The sequence below is a fragment of the Pseudomonas sp. RtIB026 genome (genome assembly GCF_016861355.2).
Taxonomy (GTDB): Bacteria; Pseudomonadota; Gammaproteobacteria; order Pseudomonadales; family Pseudomonadaceae; genus Aquipseudomonas; species Aquipseudomonas peradeniyensis.
This window is the reverse complement of the sequence record NZ_AP023348.2, coordinates 4316599-4337918: the sequence shown is the minus strand read 5'-3', so window position 1 is coordinate 4337918 and position 21320 is coordinate 4316599. Positions and strand designations below refer to the sequence as shown.

At 64.7% G+C, this 21320-nt stretch carries 18 protein-coding genes; 9 read left to right on the top strand and 9 right to left on the bottom strand.

What is annotated here, in order from left to right; genetic code table 11:
- Window positions 1-61: 61 nt before the first annotated feature.
- The 5 genes from purB to PRtIB026_RS19340 all read right to left on the bottom strand — a co-directional run bounded on the left by purB (window position 62) and on the right by PRtIB026_RS19340 (window position 6368).
- Window positions 62-1432 carry an adenylosuccinate lyase gene (gene purB, locus PRtIB026_RS19360; protein WP_062359667.1) on the bottom strand — a complete coding sequence of 457 codons (1371 nt, stop codon included), beginning with the start codon at window positions 1430-1432 and terminating at the stop codon, window positions 62-64.
- A gap of 241 nt (window positions 1433-1673) precedes the next feature.
- A complete protein-coding gene (gene hflD / locus PRtIB026_RS19355) occupies window positions 1674-2300 on the bottom strand; it encodes a high frequency lysogenization protein HflD (protein ID WP_203652209.1) in 627 nt (208 codons plus the stop codon).
- Window positions 2297-3421: a tRNA 2-thiouridine(34) synthase MnmA gene (gene mnmA / locus PRtIB026_RS19350; RefSeq protein ID WP_203652210.1), complete on the bottom strand. Its 1125-nt coding sequence runs from the start codon at window positions 3419-3421 to the stop codon at window positions 2297-2299. The genes hflD and mnmA overlap by 4 nt, the downstream gene beginning before the upstream one ends.
- 59 nt (window positions 3422-3480) lie before the next feature.
- On the bottom strand, window positions 3481-3921 hold the full coding sequence (locus PRtIB026_RS19345) for an NUDIX hydrolase (RefSeq protein WP_203652212.1): 441 nt from the start codon (window positions 3919-3921) through the stop codon (window positions 3481-3483).
- A gap of 221 nt (window positions 3922-4142) precedes the next feature.
- Window positions 4143-6368, bottom strand: coding sequence for an NADP-dependent isocitrate dehydrogenase (locus PRtIB026_RS19340; RefSeq protein WP_234560762.1), 2226 nt, complete (start codon window positions 6366-6368; stop codon window positions 4143-4145).
- A gap of 522 nt (window positions 6369-6890) precedes the next feature.
- Here PRtIB026_RS19340 and icd point away from each other — a divergent pair.
- Window positions 6891-8147: an NADP-dependent isocitrate dehydrogenase gene (gene icd / locus PRtIB026_RS19335; protein WP_203652214.1), complete on the top strand. Its 1257-nt coding sequence runs from the start codon at window positions 6891-6893 to the stop codon at window positions 8145-8147.
- Window positions 8148-8224: 77 nt separating this feature from the next.
- On the opposite strand, the gene cspD is transcribed toward icd, so the two are convergent.
- Complete coding sequence (gene cspD, locus PRtIB026_RS19330) at window positions 8225-8479, bottom strand: cold shock domain-containing protein CspD (RefSeq protein WP_186716100.1); 255 nt, start codon at window positions 8477-8479, stop codon at window positions 8225-8227.
- Window positions 8480-8710: 231 nt separating this feature from the next.
- Between cspD and clpS the strand changes: the two genes are divergently transcribed.
- On the top strand, window positions 8711-9085 hold the full coding sequence (clpS, locus tag PRtIB026_RS19325; protein ID WP_203652216.1) for an ATP-dependent Clp protease adapter ClpS: 375 nt from the start codon (window positions 8711-8713) through the stop codon (window positions 9083-9085).
- Window positions 9086-9115: 30 nt separating this feature from the next.
- Window positions 9116-11386, top strand: coding sequence for an ATP-dependent Clp protease ATP-binding subunit ClpA (clpA, locus tag PRtIB026_RS19320; RefSeq protein WP_203652218.1), 2271 nt, complete (start codon window positions 9116-9118; stop codon window positions 11384-11386).
- A gap of 183 nt (window positions 11387-11569) precedes the next feature.
- Here the strand turns inward: clpA and infA are convergent, their stop codons facing one another.
- The 3 genes from infA to aat form a co-directional block, all read right to left on the bottom strand.
- A complete protein-coding gene (infA, locus tag PRtIB026_RS19315) occupies window positions 11570-11788 on the bottom strand; it encodes a translation initiation factor IF-1 (protein WP_002553999.1) in 219 nt (72 codons plus the stop codon).
- A 103-nt stretch (window positions 11789-11891) separates the two neighbouring features.
- A complete protein-coding gene (locus PRtIB026_RS19310; RefSeq protein ID WP_203652220.1) occupies window positions 11892-12599 on the bottom strand; it encodes an arginyltransferase in 708 nt (235 codons plus the stop codon).
- Window positions 12600-12656: 57 nt separating this feature from the next.
- Window positions 12657-13337, bottom strand: a complete 681-nt coding sequence (gene aat / locus PRtIB026_RS19305) for a leucyl/phenylalanyl-tRNA--protein transferase (RefSeq protein WP_203652222.1) — start codon at window positions 13335-13337, stop codon at window positions 12657-12659.
- Window positions 13338-13762: 425 nt separating this feature from the next.
- On the opposite strand from aat, the gene PRtIB026_RS19300 reads away from it, so the two are divergent.
- From PRtIB026_RS19300 to cysG, 6 genes are all read left to right on the top strand, one after another.
- Window positions 13763-16195 carry a DNA translocase FtsK gene (locus tag PRtIB026_RS19300; RefSeq protein ID WP_203652230.1) on the top strand — a complete coding sequence of 811 codons (2433 nt, stop codon included), beginning with the start codon at window positions 13763-13765 and terminating at the stop codon, window positions 16193-16195.
- Window positions 16196-16257: 62 nt separating this feature from the next.
- Complete coding sequence (gene lolA / locus PRtIB026_RS19295; RefSeq protein ID WP_203652232.1) at window positions 16258-16881, top strand: outer membrane lipoprotein chaperone LolA; 624 nt, start codon at window positions 16258-16260, stop codon at window positions 16879-16881.
- Between the two features lie 12 nt (window positions 16882-16893).
- The gene (locus PRtIB026_RS19290) at window positions 16894-18219 is read left to right on the top strand and encodes a replication-associated recombination protein A (RefSeq protein ID WP_203652234.1); all 1326 of its coding nucleotides are present in this window, start codon (window positions 16894-16896) and stop codon (window positions 18217-18219) included.
- Window positions 18216-18590, top strand: a complete 375-nt coding sequence (crcB, locus tag PRtIB026_RS19285) for a fluoride efflux transporter CrcB (RefSeq protein ID WP_203652236.1) — start codon at window positions 18216-18218, stop codon at window positions 18588-18590. Before PRtIB026_RS19290 ends, crcB begins: the two co-directional genes overlap by 4 nt.
- A 30-nt stretch (window positions 18591-18620) precedes the next feature.
- A complete protein-coding gene (gene serS, locus PRtIB026_RS19280; protein WP_203652239.1) occupies window positions 18621-19901 on the top strand; it encodes a serine--tRNA ligase in 1281 nt (426 codons plus the stop codon).
- The gene (cysG, locus tag PRtIB026_RS19275) at window positions 19902-21293 is read left to right on the top strand and encodes a siroheme synthase CysG (protein WP_203652241.1); all 1392 of its coding nucleotides are present in this window, start codon (window positions 19902-19904) and stop codon (window positions 21291-21293) included.
- Window positions 21294-21320 lie beyond the last annotated feature (27 nt).

Genomic DNA, 21320 nt, shown 5'->3' with positions numbered 1-21320 from the left:
TTGGTTTTCGTACGGGAATAAAAACGCCCGGCCAGGCCGGGCGTTAGGCGCGGGGCACAGGTCAGATGCGTTTGGCCTGGGCTACCGCGTTGCCGATGTAGGTGGCAGGAGTCAGTTGCTTGAGCTCGGCCTTGGCTTCGGCCGGCATGTCCAGGCCGTCGATGAAGGTCAGCAGCGCTTCAGGGGTGATGCCCTTGCCACGGGTCAGCTCCTTGAGCTTCTCGTAGGGGTTCTCGATGTTGAAGCGGCGCATCACGGTCTGGATCGGCTCGGCCAGGACTTCCCAGCAGGCGTCCAGGTCGGCGGCGATGCGGGCGGCGTTGACTTCCAGCTTGCCGATGCCCTTCAGGCTGGCTTCATAGGCGATGACGCTGTGGGCGAAGCCCACGCCCAGGTTGCGCAGCACGGTGGAGTCGGTCAGGTCGCGCTGCCAGCGCGAGATCGGCAGCTTGCTGGCCAGGTGCTGGAACAGTGCGTTGGCGATCCCCAGGTTGCCTTCGGAGTTCTCGAAGTCGATCGGGTTGACCTTGTGCGGCATGGTCGAGGAGCCGATTTCGCCAGCGACGGTCTTCTGCTTGAAGTAGCCCAGCGAGATATAGCCCCAGACGTCACGGTCGAAGTCGATGAGGATGGTGTTGAAGCGGGCGATGGCGTCGAACAGCTCGGCGATGTAGTCGTGCGGCTCGATCTGGGTGGTGTAGGGGTTGAACACCAGGCCCAGCTCGTCCTCGATGAAGGCGCGGGCATTGGCTTCCCAGTCGATCTGCGAGTAGGCCGACAGGTGGGCGTTGTAGTTGCCCACGGCGCCGTTGATCTTGCCCAGCAGCGGCACGGCGGCCACTTGGGCGATCTGGCGCTCCAGGCGGTAGACGACGTTGGCCAGCTCTTTACCCAGGGTGGTCGGCGAGGCCGGCTGGCCGTGGGTGCGCGACAGCATCGGCACGTCGGCGTGGGCGTGGGCCAGGGCGCGGATGGATTCGGCGATCTGGCGCATCAGCGGCAGCAGCACATCGTCACGGCCAGCGCGCAGCATCAGGGCGTGGGACAGGTTGTTGATGTCCTCGCTGGTGCAGGCGAAGTGGATGAACTCGCTGACCTTGGCCAGCTCAGGCAGTTGAGCCGCTTGCTCCTTGAGCAGGTACTCGATGGCCTTGACGTCGTGGTTGGTGGTGCGCTCGATTTCCTTGACGCGTTCGGCGTGCTCGAGCTTGAAATCGGTGGCCAGGCTGTCCAGCACGGCGTTGGCTTCGGCGGAGAACGCCGGCACTTCGCCGATCTGCGGGTGGGCGGCCAGGCGCTGCAGCCAGCGTACTTCGACCAGGGCGCGGAAACGGATCAGGCCGAATTCGCTGAAGATGGGGCGCAGGGCCTGGGTTTTGCCGGCATAACGGCCGTCTACAGGGGAAACCGCAGTGAGCGAGGAGAGCTGCATGGGGTGTTCTCGGACAGTCAGGCTTTTGGAAGGGCGCATATCATACATGAAAAACGCGCCCGAGTCGGGTGGCTGACCAAAGGTCGGGCCTGTGAATCATGTCGCAATACCCTGTGTAGGGGCGGCCTTGTGCCGCGAAAGGGGCGCGCAGCGGCCCCAGAACCTTCGCCCCGGCACAGATTGCCGGGGCTGCTGCGCAGCCCTTTCGCGGCACAAGGCCGCTCCTACACAGGGCGCAGTTTCAATCAGCGGTACGCATCATCCCGTACAGTTCATTGAGCAACTTGCGCCGGCTGAACACCAGTTGCCAGCGGTGTCCGCCCAGCTGTCGCCACAGGCGCGCGGCACGGATGCCGGCCAGCAGCAGGGCGCGGATCTTCGAGGCATTGCTGGCCTGCTGCAGGAAACGCATGTCGCCGTGCACCTGGATGCGTTGGCGCAAGGTGCTCAGGGTGTCCTGATACAAGGCTCCGCTGGAAGCGATGACGTTTTCGTGAACCAGGCCGAAATGCTCGGCCTGGGACTGGATCTGCGGCAGGCGGTTGCCGATCGTGTCGAGCAGGTCGCCACGCTTGTTCAACTGGCGTTCCAGGCCCAGCATCGACAGGGCATAGCGCAGCGGTTCGCGTTGCAGGCTGCTGGGGTCGCGCTCCAGGGCGCCGACCAGCGCGCGGTAGCCGTCGCGCAGGTTGAGGTCGTCGCCGCCGAACACCTCCAGGGTGTCCTTCGGGTCGCGCACCAGCAGGCTGCCGAGCATGCAGCCGATATTGGCTTCGCTGGCCTGGCCGGTGCGGGCGATGCGGTCGACCAGCACCGCGGCCTGGAACACGCCGCCCAGGGCGATCAACTGCTCCTGGAGGTTGTTCATCGGCGCGGGCTCCATGGCTCGGCGGTTTCAATCACGCCGCCGCCCAGGCACACCTCGCCGTCGTAGAACACCACCGACTGACCCGGGGTCACGGCGCGCTGCGGCTCGTCGAACACGGCGCGGTAGCCGCTTTCGGTGCGTTCCAGGGTGCATTGCTGGTCGCCCTGGCGGTAGCGCACCTTGGCGGTCAGGCGGCGCGGGCTGGACAGGTTGATCGGGTTGACCCAGAAGATCTCCGAGGCCAGCAGGGCGCGGGAGAACAGCCACGGGTGCTCGTTGCCCTGGCCGACCACCAGCACGTTGCGCGAGAGGTCTTTCTCCAGCACGTACCACGGCTCGTCGCCGGCGTCTTTCAGGCCGCCGATGCCCAGGCCCTGGCGCTGGCCTATGGTGTGGTACATCAGGCCATGGTGCTGGCCGATCACTTCACCTTCGGTGGTCTGGATCTCGCCGGGCTGGGCCGGCAGGTACTGCTTGAGGAAATCGCTGAAGCGGCGTTCGCCGATGAAGCAGATGCCGGTGGAGTCCTTCTTCTTGGCGGTGGCCAGGCCGTGTTTCTCGGCGATGGCGCGTACCTCGGGCTTTTCCAGTTCGCCGACCGGGAACAGGGTGCGGGCAATTTCCTTGCCGCCGACGGCGTGCAGGAAGTAGCTCTGGTCCTTGTTCGGGTCCAGGCCCTTGAGCAGCTCGGTCAGCTCGCCTGTGTCGCGGCGGCGCACGTAGTGGCCGGTGGCGATCAGGTCGGCGCCCAGGGACAGGGCGTAGTCGAGGAACGCCTTGAACTTGATCTCGCGGTTGCAGAGGATGTCCGGGTTGGGCGTGCGGCCGGCCTTGTACTCTTCGAGGAAGTGCTCGAACACGTTGTCCCAGTATTCGGCGGCGAAGTTGGCGGTGTGCAGCTTGATGCCGATGCGGTCGCACACGGCCTGGGCGTCGGCCAGGTCTTCGCGGGCGGTGCAGTATTCGGTGCCGTCGTCCTCTTCCCAGTTCTTCATGAACAGACCTTCCACCTGGTAGCCCTGCTCGATGAGCAGAAGGGCGGAGACGGAAGAGTCCACGCCGCCGGACATGCCGACGATGACGCGGGTCTTGGCGGGGTCTTTGAGTGCTGGGCTGGTCATGGCTACCGGTGTGTATCAGAGGGGAAAAACGCCGATTCTATCAAACCCGCGGGCTGGCGTCAGTCGCGCAGCAGATCGAGGCTATGCAGCGGGCCTGCCAGGTAGTCGTCGAGGCAGCGCGGTACCAGCTCGCTGCGCCAGCGCGACGGCTCGGCCAGCAGTTCGTCGCGGGTCAGCCACACGGCGCGGACAATGTCGCTGTCCAACGCCAGGTCAGCGTGATGGCGCACGGGGCGGGCGGCGAAGCAGATGCGCTGGTAGGTGACGCCGTTGCTCGGGGCGGTATAGAGGTAAATGCCGACCACGCCGGTGAGCTCGACCTCCCAGGCGGTTTCTTCGAGGGTTTCGCGCAGGGCGGCCTGGGTGATGGTTTCGTTGGCTTCGAGGTGGCCGGCGGGTTGATTGAATACGTGCTGGCCGGCCTTGAATTCCTCGACGAAGAGGAACTTGCCGTCGTGTTCGACGATGGTGGCGACGGTGATGTGGGGTTGCCAGGTCATGTGCGATTCCTATGGTAGGCGCGGGCCTTGTAGGAGCGGCCTTGTGCCGCGAATGGGCTGCGAAGCGGCCCCGGATTTTCAGCTTCGCAACAAACATTGCCGGGGCCGCCTTGCGGCCCATTCGCGGCACAAGGCCGCTCCTACAAGGGGCCGTTTCTGCGCTGCAGAAAGCACAAACCCCGGTGCGTGGCCGGGGTCTGTGCTGTTACGTCAAGCGAACCTTACAGGGCGGCAATGGCGCTGTTCAGGGTCTGGCTTGGGCGCATCACCTTGGCGGTCAGCTCGGCATCCGGGGCGTAGTAGCCACCGATGTCGGCCGGCTTGCCCTGGACGGCGTTGAGCTCGGCGACGATGGTCGCCTCGTTCTCGCTCAGGGTCTTGGCCAGCGGGGCGAAGCGCGCCTGCAGGGCGGCGTCGTCGGTTTGGGCGGCCAGTGCTTCTGCCCAGTACAGGGTCAGGTAGAAGTGGCTGCCACGGTTGTCGATACCGCCGACCTTGCGCGAAGGCGACTTGTTGGTGTCGAGGAACTTGCCGGTAGCCTGGTCCAGGGTGTTGGCCAGGACCTTGGCGCGCGGGTTGTCGTAGGTGTTGCCCAGGTGCTCCAGGGAGGCGGCCAGGGCCAGGAACTCACCCAGCGAGTCCCAGCGCAGGAAGTTCTCTTCGACCAGCTGCTGCACGTGCTTCGGTGCCGAACCGCCGGCGCCGGTCTCGAACAGGCCACCGCCGTTCATCAGCGGGACGATCGACAGCATCTTGGCGCTGGTGCCCAGCTCCATGATCGGGAACAGGTCGGTCAGGTAGTCGCGCAGCACGTTGCCGGTCACCGAGATGGTGTCCTTGCCTTCGCGGATGCGGGCCAGGGAGAACTTGATGGCGTCGACCGGGGCCAGGATGCGGATGTCCAGGCCGGAGGTGTCGTGATCCTTAAGGTACTGTTGCACCTTCTCGATCATCACGCCGTCGTGGGCGCGGGCCGGGTCCAGCCAGAACACCGCCGGGGTGTTGCTCAGGCGGGCGCGGTTGACGGCCAGCTTGACCCAGTCCTGGATCGGCGCGTCCTTGGTCTGGCACATGCGGAAGATGTCACCGGCTTCGACGTTCTGCTCCAGCACGACCTGGCCCTTGCCATCGACCACGCGCACGACGCCGTCGGCCTTGATCTGGAAGGTCTTGTCGTGGGAACCGTATTCTTCGGCTTTTTGCGCCATCAGGCCGACGTTCGGCACGCTGCCCATGGTGGTCGGGTCGAAGGCGCCGTTGGCCTTGCAGTCTTCGATGGTGGCCTGGTAGATGCCGGCGTAGCAGCGGTCCGGGATGATCGCCTTGGCGTCCTGCAGTTCACCGGCGGTGTTCCACATCTTGCCCGAGTCGCGGATCATCGCAGGCATCGAGGCGTCGACGATGACGTCGCTCGGTACGTGCAGGTTGGTGATGCCCTTGTCCGAGTTGACCATGGCCAGGGCCGGGCGAACAGCGTACAGGGCCTGGATGTCGGCTTCGATCTCGGCTTGCTTTTCAGCAGGCAGGTCCTTGATGCGGGCGTACAGGTCGCCGATGCCGTTGTTGGCGTTGAAGCCGACTTCGGCCAGGGCGGCGGCGTGCTTGGCCAGCACGTCGTTGTAGAACTCTTCGACGATCACGCCGAACATGATCGGGTCGGAGACCTTCATCATGGTGGCTTTCAGGTGCACCGACAGCAGCACGCCGGAGGCCTTGGCATCGGCGATCTGCTCGGCGATGAAGGCTTTCAGGGCCTTGCGGCTCAGGGTGGCGCAGTCGATGACTTCGGCGGCCTTGACGGCGGTTTTTTCTTTCAGGACGGTGGTGCTGCCGTCTTTACCGACCAGTTCGATGCGCAGGCTGTCGTCAGCCTCGATCAGCGCGGCTTTTTCGCTGCCGTAGAAGTCGCCCTGGGTCATGTGGGCAACGTGCGACTTGGAGTCGGCGGCCCAGGCGCCCATCTTGTGCGGGTGCTTGCGGGCGTAGTTCTTGACCGACAGCGGGGCGCGGCGGTCGGAGTTGCCTTCGCGCAGGACCGGGTTCACGGCGCTGCCCTTGATGCGGTCGTAGCGGGCGCGGGATTCTTTTTCCTCGGCGCTGGCTGGCTCGTCGGCGTAGTCGGGGATGTTGAAGCCCTTGGCTTGCAGCTCCTTGATCGCGGCCTTCAGCTGTGGAACCGATGCGGAGATGTTCGGCAGCTTGATGATGTTGGCTTCAGGGGTGGTGGCCAGCTGGCCCAGTTCCGCCAGGTGATCGCCTACCTGCTTACCTGCGCCCAGTTGCTCCGGGAAGGCGGCAAGGATACGGCCGGCCAGGGAGATGTCGCGGGTTTCGACGGCGATATCGGCCGAAGCGGTGAAGGCCTCGACGATCGGCAGCAGCGAGTAGGTGGCGAGGGCGGGGGCTTCGTCGGTGAAGGTGTAGATGATCTTGGAACGGGTGGGCATGCGGGTTAACTCTCTATGTGCTGAGCGTACTCGAGTCTCGAGGTGCGCAGGGTAGGCGCTTCGCCCTGGCGACGCCATGAGCGGAAAGTCGAGAGGCTGCGAGCGGTGATGGTGGATGCATCAGTCGAGCGTCAAGTGCTGGGCCGCGGTAACAACCCAGGCTTTGTGGTCATTCATGACCAAGGGCGAGCCGCATTTTCCTAGGGTTCGCCCCGATGACCCTATGGTCGCGCCGGAGTATATCAAACCCTTTGGGCTATTCAGCAAGGCGAAGTGGTATCAGCGCATTTATAAGACCAAAGACGTAGGAGCAATGTGGCGTGTTGCCGCAGGCGGTGGCGATGCATTTTTTCGCGGGTAAACCCGCTCCCACAGGGGTGTGCGTGATTCTGTGGGAGCGGGTTTACCCGCGAAAGAGGCGTCGCCGACTCGAGGATGCAAGCTTGCAGGTCGGCAGATGTGGTTTAGGCTCAGTGGATCGCACGATTTCCAATCACCCCAGGAAAAGCGGAGTAGTGCAGCATGGGATACCAGAAAATCAAGGTTCCGTCTGATGGTGCCAAGATCACCGTCAATGCAGACCATTCGCTCAATGTTCCCGACAACCCCATCATTCCCTACATCGAAGGCGACGGTATCGGCGTGGATGTCTCGCCGGTGATGATCAAGGTGGTTGATGCCGCCGTGCAGAAAGCCTACGGCGGCAAGCGCAAGATTGCCTGGATGGAAGTGTACGCCGGCGAGAAAGCCACCCAGGTCTACGACCAGGACACCTGGTTGCCCCAGGAGACCCTGGATGCGGTAAAGGATTATGTCGTGTCGATCAAGGGGCCGCTGACCACCCCGGTCGGTGGCGGCATCCGTTCGCTCAACGTGGCCCTGCGCCAGCAGCTCGACCTTTATGTGTGCCTGCGTCCGGTGGTCTGGTTCCAGGGCGTGCCGAGCCCGGTGAAAAAGCCGGGTGACGTCGACATGGTGATCTTCCGCGAGAACTCCGAGGACATCTATGCCGGCATCGAGTGGAAGGCCGGCTCGCCCGAGGCGAACAAGGTGATCAAGTTCCTCAAGGAGGAGATGGGCGTCACCAAGATCCGCTTCGACCAGGACTGCGGCATCGGCGTCAAGCCGGTCTCGAAGGAGGGCACCAAGCGCCTGGTACGCAAGGCGTTGCAGTATGTGGTGGACAACGACCGCAAGTCGCTGACCCTGGTGCACAAGGGCAACATCATGAAATTCACCGAAGGGGCCTTCAAGGATTGGGGCTACGAGGTGGCGCGCGACGAGTTCGGCGCCGAGCTGCTCGATGGCGGCCCGTGGATGAAGTTCAGGAACCCGAGAACCGGCCGTGAGGTGGTCGTCAAGGATGCCATCGCCGACGCCATGCTCCAGCAGATCCTGCTGCGTCCGGCCGAGTACGATGTGATCGCCACCCTCAACCTCAACGGCGACTACCTGTCCGACGCGCTGGCGGCGGAAGTGGGCGGGATCGGCATCGCGCCGGGGGCCAACCTGTCGGACACCGTGGCCATGTTCGAGGCCACCCACGGCACCGCGCCGAAGTACGCCGGCAAGGACCAGGTCAACCCGGGGTCGGTGATTCTGTCGGCCGAAATGATGCTGCGGCACATGGGCTGGACCGAGGCGGCCGACTTGATCATCAAGGGCACCAATGGCGCCATCGCGGCCAAGACCGTGACCTACGACTTCGAGCGCCTGATGGACGGCGCGACCCTGGTCGGTAGCTCGGGCTTTGGCGAGGCGCTGATCAAGCACATGTAAGCGGGGCAAAAAAACCGGTCGCCTCTTTTATTAAAGGGGCGACCGGTTTTTTCGTTTACCGGCAGGCAGGTCGGGGATCAGACTTCGACGGTGTTGCCCGGGTTCGTCGCGCTGGCCTGGACGCTGCTGGTGGCGCTTCTGATGTCGGTCGCGTGCAGCCCTTTGGGGCCCTGGATGATCTCGAAGTTCACGGCTTGGCCTGCTTTCAGCGTCTTGTAACCGTCCATCTGGATCGCTGAATAATGGGCGAACAGATCATCAGTCTTGCCGTCCTCGTTGATGAATCCGTAGCCCTTGGCATTGTTGAACCACTTGACTTTACCGCTTGCCATCCCTATGTCCCTCTGCAAAGGACTCCATCACTGGAGTATCATCCACTTCATCCGCATACGAACCTTGCGAGAAAATCTGGTTGACTGCGCGGATCTTTATCGACCACGGTGGGTTCTTATTGGTTGTAACACCGTTTTGCCGATAGTCAAGGTCAGCCGGCGCCCGCGCCGGAAGTGGCCTGCGCGGTCAACCCACAACCTTAACCTGTCGCTCATGATGAAATTCTTTCCATGCATGTACCCAGTGAGATTCGACTAACATTCAATCAGGATCGCCCGCAGTCGAACGAGGACGGGCATGAGGACGATGGCGCCGGCCTTGCAGTCCAGGAGGCCAAGCCGATCCTGCAGGCGCCACCGATGTACAAGGTGGTTTTGTTCAACGATGACTACACGCCAATGGATTTCGTCGTCGAAGTGCTCGAGACGTTCTTCAATCTGAACCGCGAGCTGGCAACGAAGATCATGCTGACCGTCCATACCGAAGGGCGGGCAGTATGCGGATTGTTTACCCGTGACATCGCCGAGACAAAGGCCATGCAGGTCAACCAATACGCCAGGGAAAGCCAGCATCCGCTACTCTGTGAAATCGAGAAGGACGGTTAATCGCCGACCACTTGGGTATGAGGTGAAGCTATGTTAAACCGCGAGCTCGAAGTCACCCTCAATCTGGCCTTCAAGGAGGCTCGTTCGAAGCGTCATGAGTTCATGACCGTCGAACATCTGCTGCTGGCACTCCTTGACAATGAGGCTGCCGCGACCGTTCTGCGCGCCTGTGGCGCCAATCTCGACAAACTCAAGCACGACCTGCAGGAGTTCATCGATTCGACCACCCCGCTGATCCCCGTGCATGACGAGGACCGCGAGACGCAACCGACCCTGGGCTTCCAGCGTGTGCTGCAGCGTGCCGTGTTCCACGTGCAGAGTTCCGGCAAGCGCGAAGTGACCGGCGCCAACGTGCTGGTGGCGATCTTCAGCGAACAGGAAAGCCAGGCGGTGTTCCTGCTCAAGCAGCAGAGCGTGGCGCGCATCGACGTCGTCAACTACATCGCCCACGGCATCAGCAAGGTGCCGGGCCACGGTTCGCACAGCGAGAGCGAGCAGGACATGCAGGACGAGGAGGGCGGCGAAGCGTCGTCTTCCAGCAACCCGCTGGACGCCTATGCCAGCAACCTCAACGAACTGGCCCGGGCCGGGCGCATCGACCCGTTGGTCGGGCGTGAGCAGGAAGTCGAGCGCGTGGCGCAGATCCTCGCCCGCCGGCGCAAGAACAACCCGCTGCTGGTCGGTGAGGCCGGCGTGGGCAAGACCGCCATCGCCGAAGGCCTGGCCAAGCGCATTGTCGATGGCCAGGTGCCCGACCTGCTGGCACAGAGCGTGGTCTACTCGCTCGATCTGGGCGCGCTGTTGGCCGGTACCAAGTACCGTGGCGACTTCGAAAAGCGCTTCAAGGCGCTGCTCGGCGAGCTGAAAAAACGTCCGCAGGCCATCCTGTTCATCGACGAGATCCACACCATCATCGGCGCCGGCGCGGCTTCCGGTGGCGTGATGGATGCGTCCAACCTGCTCAAGCCACTGTTGTCGTCCGGTGAGATCCGTTGCATCGGTTCCACCACCTTCCAGGAGTTCCGCGGCATCTTCGAGAAGGATCGCGCCCTGGCGCGGCGCTTCCAGAAGGTCGACGTCACCGAACCGTCGGTGGAGGACACCGTGGGCATCCTGCGCGGGCTCAAGGGCCGCTTCGAGAGCCACCACAACATCGAGTACAGCGACGAGGCCCTGCGCGCCGCCGCCGAACTGGCCTCGCGCTACATCAATGACCGGCACATGCCGGACAAGGCCATCGACGTGATCGACGAGGCTGGCGCCTACCAGCGCCTGCAGCCGGAAGCCAATCGGGTCAAGCGCATCGACGTGCCGCAGGTCGAGGACATCGTCGCCAAGATCGCACGGATTCCGCCGAAGCACGTCACCAGCTCCGACAAGGAGCTGCTGCGCAACCTCGAGCGTGACCTGAAACTGACCGTGTTCGGCCAGGATGCGGCGATCGACTCGCTGGCCACCGCCATCAAGCTGTCCCGTGCCGGCCTCAAGGCACCGGACAAACCGGTCGGCTCGTTCCTGTTCGCCGGCCCCACCGGCGTGGGCAAGACCGAGGCCGCCCGCCAGCTGGCCAAGGCCCTGGGCGTGGAACTGGTGCGCTTCGACATGTCCGAGTACATGGAGCGGCACACCGTGTCGCGCCTGATCGGTGCGCCGCCCGGCTATGTCGGGTTCGACCAGGGTGGTCTGCTGACCGAGGCCATCACCAAGCAACCGCACTGCGTGCTGCTGCTCGACGAGATCGAGAAGGCCCACCCGGAAGTCTTCAACCTGCTGCTGCAGGTAATGGACCACGGTACCCTGACCGACAACAACGGGCGCAAGGCGGACTTCCGCAACGTGATCCTGATCATGACCACCAACGCCGGCGCCGAAACCGCCGCGCGGGCGTCGATCGGCTTCACCCATCAGGACCACTCGTCCGACGCGATGGAGGTCATCCGCAAGAGCTTCACGCCGGAGTTCCGCAACCGCCTGGACACCATCATCCAGTTCGGCCGCCTGTCCCACGAGACGATCAAGAGCATCGTCGACAAGTTCCTCATCGAACTGCAGGCGCAGCTGGAAGACAAGCGTGTGCTGCTGGAGGTCACCGACGCCGCCCGCGGCTGGCTGGCGGCCTCGGGCTACGACGTGCAGATGGGCGCGCGGCCGATGGCGCGGCTGATCCAGGACAAGATCAAGCGGCCGCTGGCCGAGGAGATCCTGTTCGGCGAGCTGGCCGAGCACGGTGGCGTGGTGCACATCGACCTGCGCGATGGCGAGCTGGTGTTCGATTACGAGACCACGGCCGAGGTCGCGTAAGGCTGGGGCCGCTGTGCGGCCCTTTCCGGCCGGTCCGACGCCTCGGCAAGGCCGCTCCTACAGAAATATGCATTCCCCTGTAGGAGCGGCCTTGTGCCGCGAATAGGGCTGCAAAGCAGCCCCGCTTTATGAAGGCCCACAAAAAAGCCCGGCACATTGGCCGGGCTTTTTCATGGCTTGAGCTTAGCGCGCACGGTAGGTGATGCGGCCCTTGCTCAGGTCGTACGGCGTCAGTTCGACGCGGACCTTGTCGCCAGTGAGAATACGGATGTAGTTCTTGCGCATCTTGCCAGAGATGTGCGCGGTAACGACGTGCCCGTTTTCCAACTCCACGCGGAACATGGTGTTGGGCAGGGTGTCGACGACAGTGCCTTCCATTTCGAAGCTGTCTTCTTTCGACATGCAGTAAAGCCCTCGGTATCCAGTGATGGCCCGACGCACGACTGCACCGGGCAAAAAAGTGGCGTGGATTATGCCCGAAATTTGTGTTTCAAGCCAATGTCTTTCAGTTGAGGCTGACCCAGCGCTGGTTGATCAGCAGTTCGATGGGGCGGTACTGGGTCTTGTAGTTCATCTTCTTGCAGTTCTTGATCCAGTAACCGAGGTACACCGCCTCGAGGTCCTGGCGCAGGGCCTCGGTGATCTGCCAGAGGATGGCGTAGCGCCCCAGGCTGCGGCGTTCCTCCTCGGGTTCATAGAAGGTGTACACCGCCGACAGGCCGTTGGGCAGCAGGTCGCACACCGCCACGGCCAGCAGCCGGCCCTCCAGGCGAAACTCGTAGAACCAGCAGAACGGCAGGTCGCGGACCAGGAAGGTGGAGAACTGGTCGCGGCTGGGCGGGTACATGTCGCCGTCGGCGTGGCGTTGCTCGATATAGCGCCGGTACAGGTCGAAGTATTCTTCCTTGAAGGACGGGCGGGCGGCAGTGACGGTCAGGTCGGCATTGCGTTTGAGGATGCGCCGCTGCTGGCGGTTGGGAATGAAGCGCGCCGCCGGGATGCGCGCCGGCACGCAGGCGTTGCATTGCTGGCAATGCGGGCGATAAAGGTGGTCGCCGCTGCGGCGAAAGCCCATTTCCGACAGGTCGGCGTAGACGTGCACGTCCATCGGCTGGCTCGGGTCGAGGAACAGCGTGGTCGCCTGTTCATCCGGCAGGTAGCTGCAGGAGTGGGGTTGAGTGGCATAGAACTTCAACCGCGCCAGCTCTGTCATGATCAACCCCTTAGGTGAGACGTTGTCTCTAAGTGTAAGCCAGCTCCGGGAACTCGCCTAGGCAACCCAGCGGGCGCCGCTGGGCTGGTCCAGGTACTGCGCCAGATGGCTGGCGAAGTCGACCCGGCTGATGGCGCGGGCCCCCAGGCTGTGCAGGTGGTCGGTGGGCATCTGGCAGTCGATCAGCACGAAGCCGGCCTGCCTGAGGTGCTCGACCAGGGTCACGAAGCCCACCTTGGAGGCGTTGTCGGCGCGGCTGAACATCGACTCGCCGAAGAACAGCCGGCCCATGGCCAGGCCGTACAGGCCGCCGACCAGCTCGCCGTCGCGGCGCACCTCCACCGAATGGGCGATGCCGCGCCGGTGCAGCTCGCAGTAGGCGGCGCGCATGTTGTCGGTGATCCAGGTGCCGTCGGCATAGTCCCGTGGCGCGGCGCAGGCGTCGATCACGGCGCTGAAGTCGCTGTCGAAGCTCACCTGGTAGCGGCCCTGGCGGATCAGCTTGGCCAGCGAGCGCGAGACGTGCAGCTCGTCCGGGAACAATACGGTGCGCGGGTCGGGTGACCACCAGAGGATTGGCTGGCCATCCTGGTACCAGGGGAAGCAGCCATGGCGATACGCCGCGACCAGACGGTCCGGGGTAAGGTCGCCGCCGGCGGCGAGCAGGCCATTGGGGTCGTGCAGGGCCTTTTCCAGGGGAGGGAAGGTCAGCGAATCGCGGGTCAGCCAGGTGAGCATGGGGTTCTTGAGCGGCGGGGGAGGGGAGAGGGCAGCATGGCGTGCGTGCCTGGCAGGGTCAACTGCTGTGGCGCCTTCGCGGGCAAACCCGCTCCCACAGGCGTGCCGATAACCCTGTGGGAGCGGGTTTACCCGCGAAGGCGCCGGATCAGGCGAAACCCTTGGTAATTGCCCTGCCATTGACAGGTCACTTGGCACCATCTGGCGCTTTTGCTGTCACACCTGTGCAAAAACACAGCATAAGCCTTTGTCACAAAAGAAAATGCATGCTCAAATTGCAGCTATATGAAAGTAGCCCCCGTTCACGCCCCACACGGCGTGCCGCCATGGCGGCTGGCGGGCAGTAATGTTAAAAGTAGTGGTTCATTGGCCAGTGACCGGCCAATCACTATTGGACGCGCAGCACGCGCAGGAATAGACGCGTTTTGAAGAAATCCACCGCAACTCCAGCCCCCTTGCCAGTGCCCCTGTGGCGGCAACAGCTGCATTACCGCCTGAAGGAAGGTGCGCTGATTGCCGTCGGTGCCCTGTGCCTGTACCTGTGGATGGCACTGGTGACCTACGACACCGCCGACCCGGGCTTCAGCCACACCAGCAACGCCGAGCAGGTGCAGAACGCCGCCGGCCGCGCCGGGGCCTACTTCGCCGACATCCTGTTCATGGTACTTGGCTACTTCGCCTATATCTTCCCGCTGCTGCTGGCGATCAAGACCTGGCAGATCTTCCGCGAGCGCCACCAGCCCTGGCAGTGGAGCGGCTGGCTGTTCTCCTGGCGCCTGATCGGCCTGGTGTTCCTGGTGTTGTCGGGCGCGGCGCTGGCGCATATCCACTTCCACCCGCCGGCGAGCATGCCGTTCTCCGCCGGTGGCGCCTTGGGCGAGAGCCTCGGCGATCTGGCGCGCAACCTGCTCAACGTGCAGGGCAGCACGCTGATGTTCATCGCCCTGTTCCTGTTCGGCCTGACCGTGTTCACCGACCTCTCGTGGTTCAAGGTGATGGACCTCACCGGCAAGATCACCCTCGACCTGTTCGAACTGGTGCAGGGCGCCGCCAACCGCTGGTGGGAGGCGCGCAACGAGCGCAAGCGCCTGGAAGCCCAGCTGCGTGAAGTCGACGACCCGGTCTTCGACCTGGGCGACAAGCGCGAGCCGGCCAAGCCGCAGCCGCGTGAACGCGCCGAGCCCGTGGTGATGCGCGAGGAGCCGCCGGCCCGTCCGGTCGCACCGCGCGAAACCGTGGTAGCTCGCCCGCAGCCCGCCACCCCGGTGATCATCCCGCCGACCGCGGACAAGGCGCCGGAGCCGAGCAAGCGGGTCATGAAGGAAAAACAAGCGCCGTTGTTCATCGACAGCGCTGTGGAAGGCACCTTGCCGTCGATTTCCATCCTTGACCCGGCCGAGCAGAAAAAGATCGAGTATTCGCCGGAATCCCTGGCCGGCGTCGGCCAGTTGCTGGAGATCAAGCTCAAGGAATTCGGCGTGGAAGTCGCGGTCGACTCGATCCACCCGGGCCCGGTGATCACCCGCTACGAGATCCAGCCGGCCGCAGGCGTCAAGGTCAGCCGTATCGCCAACCTGGCCAAGGACCTGGCGCGCTCGCTGGCGGTGACCAGCGTGCGCGTGGTCGAGGTCATTCCCGGCAAGACTACCGTGGGTATCGAGATCCCCAACGAGAACCGCCAGATGGTGCGCTTCTCCGAGGTGCTGTCGTCGCCGCAGTTCGACGAGAACAAGTCGCCGGTCACCCTGGCCCTGGGCCATGACATCGGCGGCAAGCCGGTGATCACCGACCTGGCCAAGATGCCGCACCTGCTGGTGGCCGGTACCACCGGTTCCGGTAAGTCGGTGGGCGTGAACGCGATGATCCTGTCGATCCTGTTCAAGTCGGGCCCGGAAGACGCGCGGTTGATCATGATCGACCCGAAGATGCTCGAGCTGTCTATCTACGAAGGCATCCCGCACCTGCTGTGCCCGGTGGTCACCGACATGAAGGACGCCGCCAACGCCCTGCGCTGGAGCGTGGCCGAGATGGAGCGCCGTTACAAGCTGATGGCGGCCATGGGCGTGCGCAACCTGGCGGGCTTCAACCGCAAGATCAAGGACGCCCAGGAAGCCGGCGAGATCATCCACGACCCGCTGTACCGTCGCGAGAGCATGGACGACGAGCCGCCGGCGCTGAAGACCCTGCCGACCATCGTGGTGGTGGTCGACGAATTCGCCGACATGATGATGATCGTCGGCAAGAAGGTCGAAGAGCTGATCGCGCGTATCGCCCAGAAGGCCCGTGCCGCCGGTATCCACCTGATCCTGGCCACCCAGCGCCCGTCGGTGGACGTGATCACCGGCCTGATCAAGGCCAACATCCCGACCCGCATGGCGTTCCAGGTGTCGAGCAAGATCGACTCGCGGACCATCATCGACCAGGGCGGCGCCGAACAGCTGCTCGGCCACGGTGACATGCTCTACATGCCGCCGGGCACCAGCCTGCCGATCCGGGTGCATGGCGCGTTCGTTTCCGACGACGAGGTGCATCGCACGGTCGAGGCCTGGAAGCTGCGCGGCGCGCCGGACTACAACGATGACATCCTCAACGGCGTCGAGGAGGCCGGCAGTGGCTTCGAAGGCGGCGGTGGCGGCGGCGATGGCGACGACCCGGAAGCCGACGCGCTCTACGACGAAGCCGTGCAGTTCGTGCTGGAAAGCCGCCGGGCGTCGATCTCGGCGGTGCAGCGCAAGCTCAAGATCGGCTACAACCGCGCCGCGCGGATGATCGAGTCGATGGAGATGGCCGGCGTGGTCACGCCAATGAACAGCAACGGCTCGCGGGAAGTGATTGCCCCGGGCGGCCCGCGCGACTGATGAACAACCTGCCGGGCGCCATTGACAGCGTCCGGCCCCTTCACTGTGCAATGAGGATTTCCATGCGCGCGATTCGCATGCTGTTGGTTTCTGCCCTGGCTACGGCCAGCCTGTCGGCCCAGGCCGGCGAACAGGACGTCCAGCGCCTGACGCAATTGCTGGAAAAGTCGCAGACCATCGAAGCCAACTTCTCCCAGCTGACCCTGGATGCCGGCGGCACCAGCTTGCAGGAGACCAACGGCAAGATGACCGTCAAGCGCCCGGGCCTGTTCTACTGGCACACCGATGCGCCCCAGGAGCAGGTAGTGGTGTCCGACGGCAAGAACGTCACCCTGTGGGACCCGGACCTGGAGCAGGCCACCGTCAAGAAGCTCGACGTGCGCCTGAACCAGACCCCGGCGCTGCTGCTGTCCGGCGATGTGTCGAAGATCAGCCAGAGCTTCGACATCACCTCCAAGGAGCAGGGCGAAGTGATGGACTTCACCTTGAAGCCCAAGACCAAGGACACCCTGTTCGACTCGCTGCGCGTGTCGTTCCGCAGGGGCCTGATCAATGACATGCAGCTGATCGACAGCGTCGGCCAGCGCACCAACATCCTGTTCAATGGGGTCAAGGCCAACCAGCCAGTCCCGGCGGACAAGTTCCAGTTCAAGATTCCGGAAGGCGCTGACGTCATCCAGGAGTAATGAGAGAGCGTGATGGACCTGTTTCGAAGCGAACCCGTCGCCCAGCCCCTGGCCGCCCGCCTGCGTCCGTCCAACCTGGGCGAGTACGTCGGCCAGGAGCACCTGCTGGCGCGTGGCAAGCCGCTGCGCGAGGCGCTGGAGCAGGGTGCGCTGCACTCGATGATCTTCTGGGGGCCGCCCGGGGTGGGCAAGACCACCCTGGCGCGGCTGCTGGCGCAGTTCTGCGACGCCCACTTCGAAACGGTGTCGGCGGTGCTGGCCGGGGTCAAGGAGATCCGCCAGGCGGTCGAGGTGGCGAAGCAGCAGGCCGGCCAGTATGGCCGGCGCACCATCCTGTTCGTCGACGAGGTGCACCGCTTCAACAAGTCGCAACAGGACGCCTTCCTGCCCTACGTGGAGGACGGCACGCTGATCTTCATCGGCGCCACCACCGAGAACCCGTCGTTCGAGCTGAACAACGCGCTGCTGTCGCGGGCGCGGGTCTACGTGCTCAAGAGCCTGGACGAGGCCGCGCTGCGCAAGCTGGTCGATCGCGCCCTGAGCGAGGAGCGCGGCCTGGGCAAGCGCAACCTGCGGGTGGGCGATGAGGCGTTCAAGATGCTCATGGCCGCCGCCGACGGCGATGGCCGGCGCATGCTCAACTTCCTCGAGAATGCCTCGGACCTGGCCGAAGACGGCGGCGAGATCGGCGTCGAGCTGCTGCAGAGCCTGCTCGGCGACAGCCGCCGGCGCTTCGACAAGGGTGGCGAGGCCTTCTACGACCAGATTTCCGCGCTGCACAAATCGGTGCGCGGCTCCAATCCGGACGGCGCGCTGTACTGGTACGCGCGCATGCTCGACGGCGGCTGCGACCCGCTGTACATCGCCCGCCGTGTGGTGCGCATGGCCAGCGAGGACATCGGCAATGCCGACCCCCGCGCCCTGAGCCTGTGCCTGGCGGCGTGGGACGTGCAGGAGCGCCTGGGCAGCCCCGAAGGCGAGCTGGCGGTGGCCCAGGCCATCACCTACATTGCCTGCGCGCCGAAGAGCAACGCGGTGTATATGGGCTTCAAGGCGGCCATGCGCGAGGCCGCCGAGCACGGTTCGCTGGAAGTGCCGCTGCACCTGCGCAACGCGCCGACCAAGTTGATGAAGCAACTGGGCTATGGCGAGGAGTACCGCTACGCCCATGACGAGCCGGATGCCTACGCCGCCGGCGAGGACTATTTCCCCGAGCAGCTCGAGCCGCGCCAGTATTACCAGCCGGTGCCGCGAGGGCTTGAGCTGAAGATCGGCGAGAAGCTCAAGCACCTGGCCGAGCTGGACCGCAACAGCCCCCGCCAGCGGAGAAAACCGTGATTGCACTTATCGCTGCCGTCAGCGCCGGCGGGGTTGCCGGCACGCTGCTGCGCTTCGCCACCGCCAACTGGGTCGCGGCCCACTGGCCACGGCACTTCTATGCCGGTACGCTGGCGGTCAACCTGGTTGGCTGCCTGCTGATCGGCCTGCTCTACGGCTTGTTCCTGCACAAGCCGCTGGCGCCGGTCGAGCTGCGCGCCGGGCTGATCGTCGGTTTTCTCGGCGGCCTGACCACTTTTTCCTCCTTCTCGCTCGATACCGTGCGCCTGATGGAAAGCGGGCAGGTCCCGCTGGCCTTGGGCTATACCATTATCAGCGTGGTAGGCGGCCTGCTCGCGACCTGGGCCGGCCTGTCCCTGACCCGATTCTGAACCAACATCTACACATAACGAGAGAACGACATGCTCGATTCCAAACAGTTACGCACTGAACTTCAGGTAGTGGCGCAACGCCTGGCCACCCGTGGCTTCAGCCTGGATGTCGCGCGCATCGAATCGCTGGAAGAGCGCCGCAAATCGGTGCAGACCCGCACCGAGCAACTGCAGGCCGAGCGTAACGCCCGTTCCAAATCGATCGGTCAGGCCAAGGCCAAGGGCGAGGACATCGCGCCGCTGATGGCCGACGTCGAGCGCATGGCCAATGAGCTGGCCGCCGGCAAGACCGAGCTGGACGGTATCCAGGCCGAGCTGGACGGCATCCTGCTGACCATCCCCAACCTGCCGGACGCCAGCGTGCCGGTCGGTGCCAGTGAAGACGACAACGTCGAAGTGCGCCGTTGGGGCACCCCGACCACCTTCGACTTCGAGATCAAGGACCACGTCGCCCTGGGCGAAGTCAGCGGTGGCCTGGACTTCGAGGCCGCGGCCAAGCTGTCCGGCGCCCGCTTCGCCGTGCTGCGCGGCCCGATCGCCCGTCTGCACCGCGCCCTGGCGCAGTTCATGATCAACCTGCACACCGGCGAGCACGGCTACGAGGAACACTACACCCCGTACCTGGTGCAGGCCCCGGCCTTGCAGGGCACCGGCCAGCTGCCGAAGTTCGAGGAAGACCTGTTCAAGATCAGCCGCGAAGGCGAGGCCGACTTCTACCTGATCCCGACCGCCGAAGTGTCGCTGACCAACCTGGTGGCCGGCGAGATCCTCGACGCCAAGCAGCTGCCGCTGAAGCTGGTCGCCCACACCCCGTGCTTTCGCAGCGAAGCCGGCGCCTCGGGCCGCGACACCCGCGGCATGATTCGTCAGCACCAGTTCGACAAGGTCGAGATGGTGCAGGTCGTCGAACCGGCGAAATCCATGGAAGCCCTGGAAGGCCTTACCGCCAACGCCGAGCGTGTGCTGCAGCTGCTGGAACTGCCGTACCGCGTGCTGGCGCTGTGCACCGGCGACATGGGCTTCGGCGCGGTGAAGACCTACGACCTGGAAGTGTGGGTGCCGAGCCAGGACAAGTACCGCGAGATCAGCTCCTGCTCCAACTGCGGTGATTTCCAGGCGCGGCGCATGCAGGCCCGCTGGCGCAACCCGGAAACCGGCAAGCCGGAGCTGGTACACACCCTCAACGGTTCGGGCCTGGCTGTCGGCCGGACCCTGGTGGCGGTGCTGGAGAACTACCAGCAGGCCGACGGTTCGATCCGCGTGCCGGACGTGCTCAAGCCGTACATGGGTGGCGTCGAGGTCATTCGCTGAATGGACTACCTGCCGCTTTTCCATAAGCTGCAGGGCGGCCGTGTGCTGGTCGTCGGTGGCGGCGAGATCGCCTTGCGCAAGGCGCGCCTGCTGGCCGATGCCGGCGCCGCGCTGCGGGTGGTGGCGCCGGAGGTCGACGGCCAGCTGGCCGCGCTGGCCCGCGAGGGCGGTGGCGAGGTGCTGGTGCGTGGCTACCAGGCGAGCGACCTGGAGGGTTGCCGCCTGGTGATCGCGGCCACCGACGACTCGGCGCTCAACGCCCAGGTCTCGACCGAGGCCCAGGCACGCAGCCTGCCGGTCAACGTGGTGGATGCCCCGGCCCTGTGCACGGTGATCTTCCCCGCCATCGTCGACCGTTCACCCCTGGTGGTGGCGGTCTCCAGCGGTGGCGACGCCCCGGTGCTGGCGCGCTTGATCCGCGCCAAGCTGGAAGCCTGGATCCCGTCCGCCTACGGCGAGCTGGCCGGGCTGGCGGCGCGTTTCCGGCACAAGGTCAAGGCCTTGTACCCGGACGTCAACCAGCGCCGTGGCTTCTGGGAGAGTGTGTTCCAGGGCCCGGTCGCCGAGCGCCAGCTGGCCGGGCAGGGCGCCGAGGCCGAGCGCCTGTTGCAGGCGATGGTCGATGGCGCGCCGGTGCAGCAGGGCGGCGAGGTGTACCTGGTGGGCGCGGGGCCGGGCGATCCGGACCTGCTGACCTTCCGTGCCCTGCGCCTGATGCAGCAGGCCGACGTGGTGCTGTACGACCGCCTGGTGGCCCCGGCCATCATCGAGATGTGCCGGCGTGACGCCGAGCGTATCTATGTCGGCAAGCGCCGCGCCGACCACGCCGTGCCACAGGACAAGATCAACCGCCTGCTGGTCGACCTGGCCCGCCAGGGTAAGCGCGTGCTGCGGCTCAAGGGTGGCGATCCGTTCATCTTCGGTCGGGGTGGCGAGGAGATCGAGGAGCTGGCTGACGAGGGTATTCCGTTCCAGGTGGTGCCGGGCATCACTGCGGCCAGTGGTTGTTCCGCCTACGGCGGGATTCCGCTGACCCACCGCGATTATGCCCAGTCGGTGCGCTTCGTTACCGGTCACCTGAAGGATGGCACCAGCAACCTGCCTTGGGATGACCTGGTGGCGCCGGCCCAGACCCTGGTGTTCTACATGGGTTTGGTCGGGTTGCCGACCATCTGCGCCGAGTTGATCCGTCATGGGCGTGCGGCGAGCACGCCGGCAGCCCTGGTGCAGCAGGGGACCACGCGCAATCAGCGGGTGTTCACCGGTACCCTGGCTGACCTGCCGGAGCTGGTGGCGCGGCATGAAGTGCATGCGCCGACCCTGGTGATTGTCGGGGAAGTGGTGCAGCTGCGCGAGAAGCTGGCGTGGTTTGAAGGGGCGCAGGACAGCTGAAATTGCTGGGGCCGCTTTGCGGCCCTT

Coding starts and splice junctions, on each gene's coding strand:
- cysG (WP_203652241.1), top strand. CDS start 19,902: ATGGACTACCTGCCGCTTTTCCATAAGCTGCAGGGCGGCCGTGTGCTG.
- clpA (WP_203652218.1), top strand. CDS start 9,116: ATGTTAAACCGCGAGCTCGAAGTCACCCTCAATCTGGCCTTCAAGGAG.
- mnmA (WP_203652210.1), bottom strand. CDS start 3,421: ATGACCAGCCCAGCACTCAAAGACCCCGCCAAGACCCGCGTCATCGTC.
- PRtIB026_RS19345 (WP_203652212.1), bottom strand. CDS start 3,921: ATGACCTGGCAACCCCACATCACCGTCGCCACCATCGTCGAACACGAC.
- PRtIB026_RS19340 (WP_234560762.1), bottom strand. CDS start 6,368: ATGCCCACCCGTTCCAAGATCATCTACACCTTCACCGACGAAGCCCCC.
- PRtIB026_RS19310 (WP_203652220.1), bottom strand. CDS start 12,599: ATGACAGAGCTGGCGCGGTTGAAGTTCTATGCCACTCAACCCCACTCC.
- aat (WP_203652222.1), bottom strand. CDS start 13,337: ATGCTCACCTGGCTGACCCGCGATTCGCTGACCTTCCCTCCCCTGGAA.
- PRtIB026_RS19290 (WP_203652234.1), top strand. CDS start 16,894: ATGGACCTGTTTCGAAGCGAACCCGTCGCCCAGCCCCTGGCCGCCCGC.
- serS (WP_203652239.1), top strand. CDS start 18,621: ATGCTCGATTCCAAACAGTTACGCACTGAACTTCAGGTAGTGGCGCAA.
- hflD (WP_203652209.1), bottom strand. CDS start 2,300: ATGAACAACCTCCAGGAGCAGTTGATCGCCCTGGGCGGCGTGTTCCAG.
- icd (WP_203652214.1), top strand. CDS start 6,891: ATGGGATACCAGAAAATCAAGGTTCCGTCTGATGGTGCCAAGATCACC.
- infA (WP_002553999.1), bottom strand. CDS start 11,788: ATGTCGAAAGAAGACAGCTTCGAAATGGAAGGCACTGTCGTCGACACC.
- lolA (WP_203652232.1), top strand. CDS start 16,258: ATGCGCGCGATTCGCATGCTGTTGGTTTCTGCCCTGGCTACGGCCAGC.
- clpS (WP_203652216.1), top strand. CDS start 8,711: ATGCATGTACCCAGTGAGATTCGACTAACATTCAATCAGGATCGCCCG.
- cspD (WP_186716100.1), bottom strand. CDS start 8,479: ATGGCAAGCGGTAAAGTCAAGTGGTTCAACAATGCCAAGGGCTACGGA.
- purB (WP_062359667.1), bottom strand. CDS start 1,432: ATGCAGCTCTCCTCGCTCACTGCGGTTTCCCCTGTAGACGGCCGTTAT.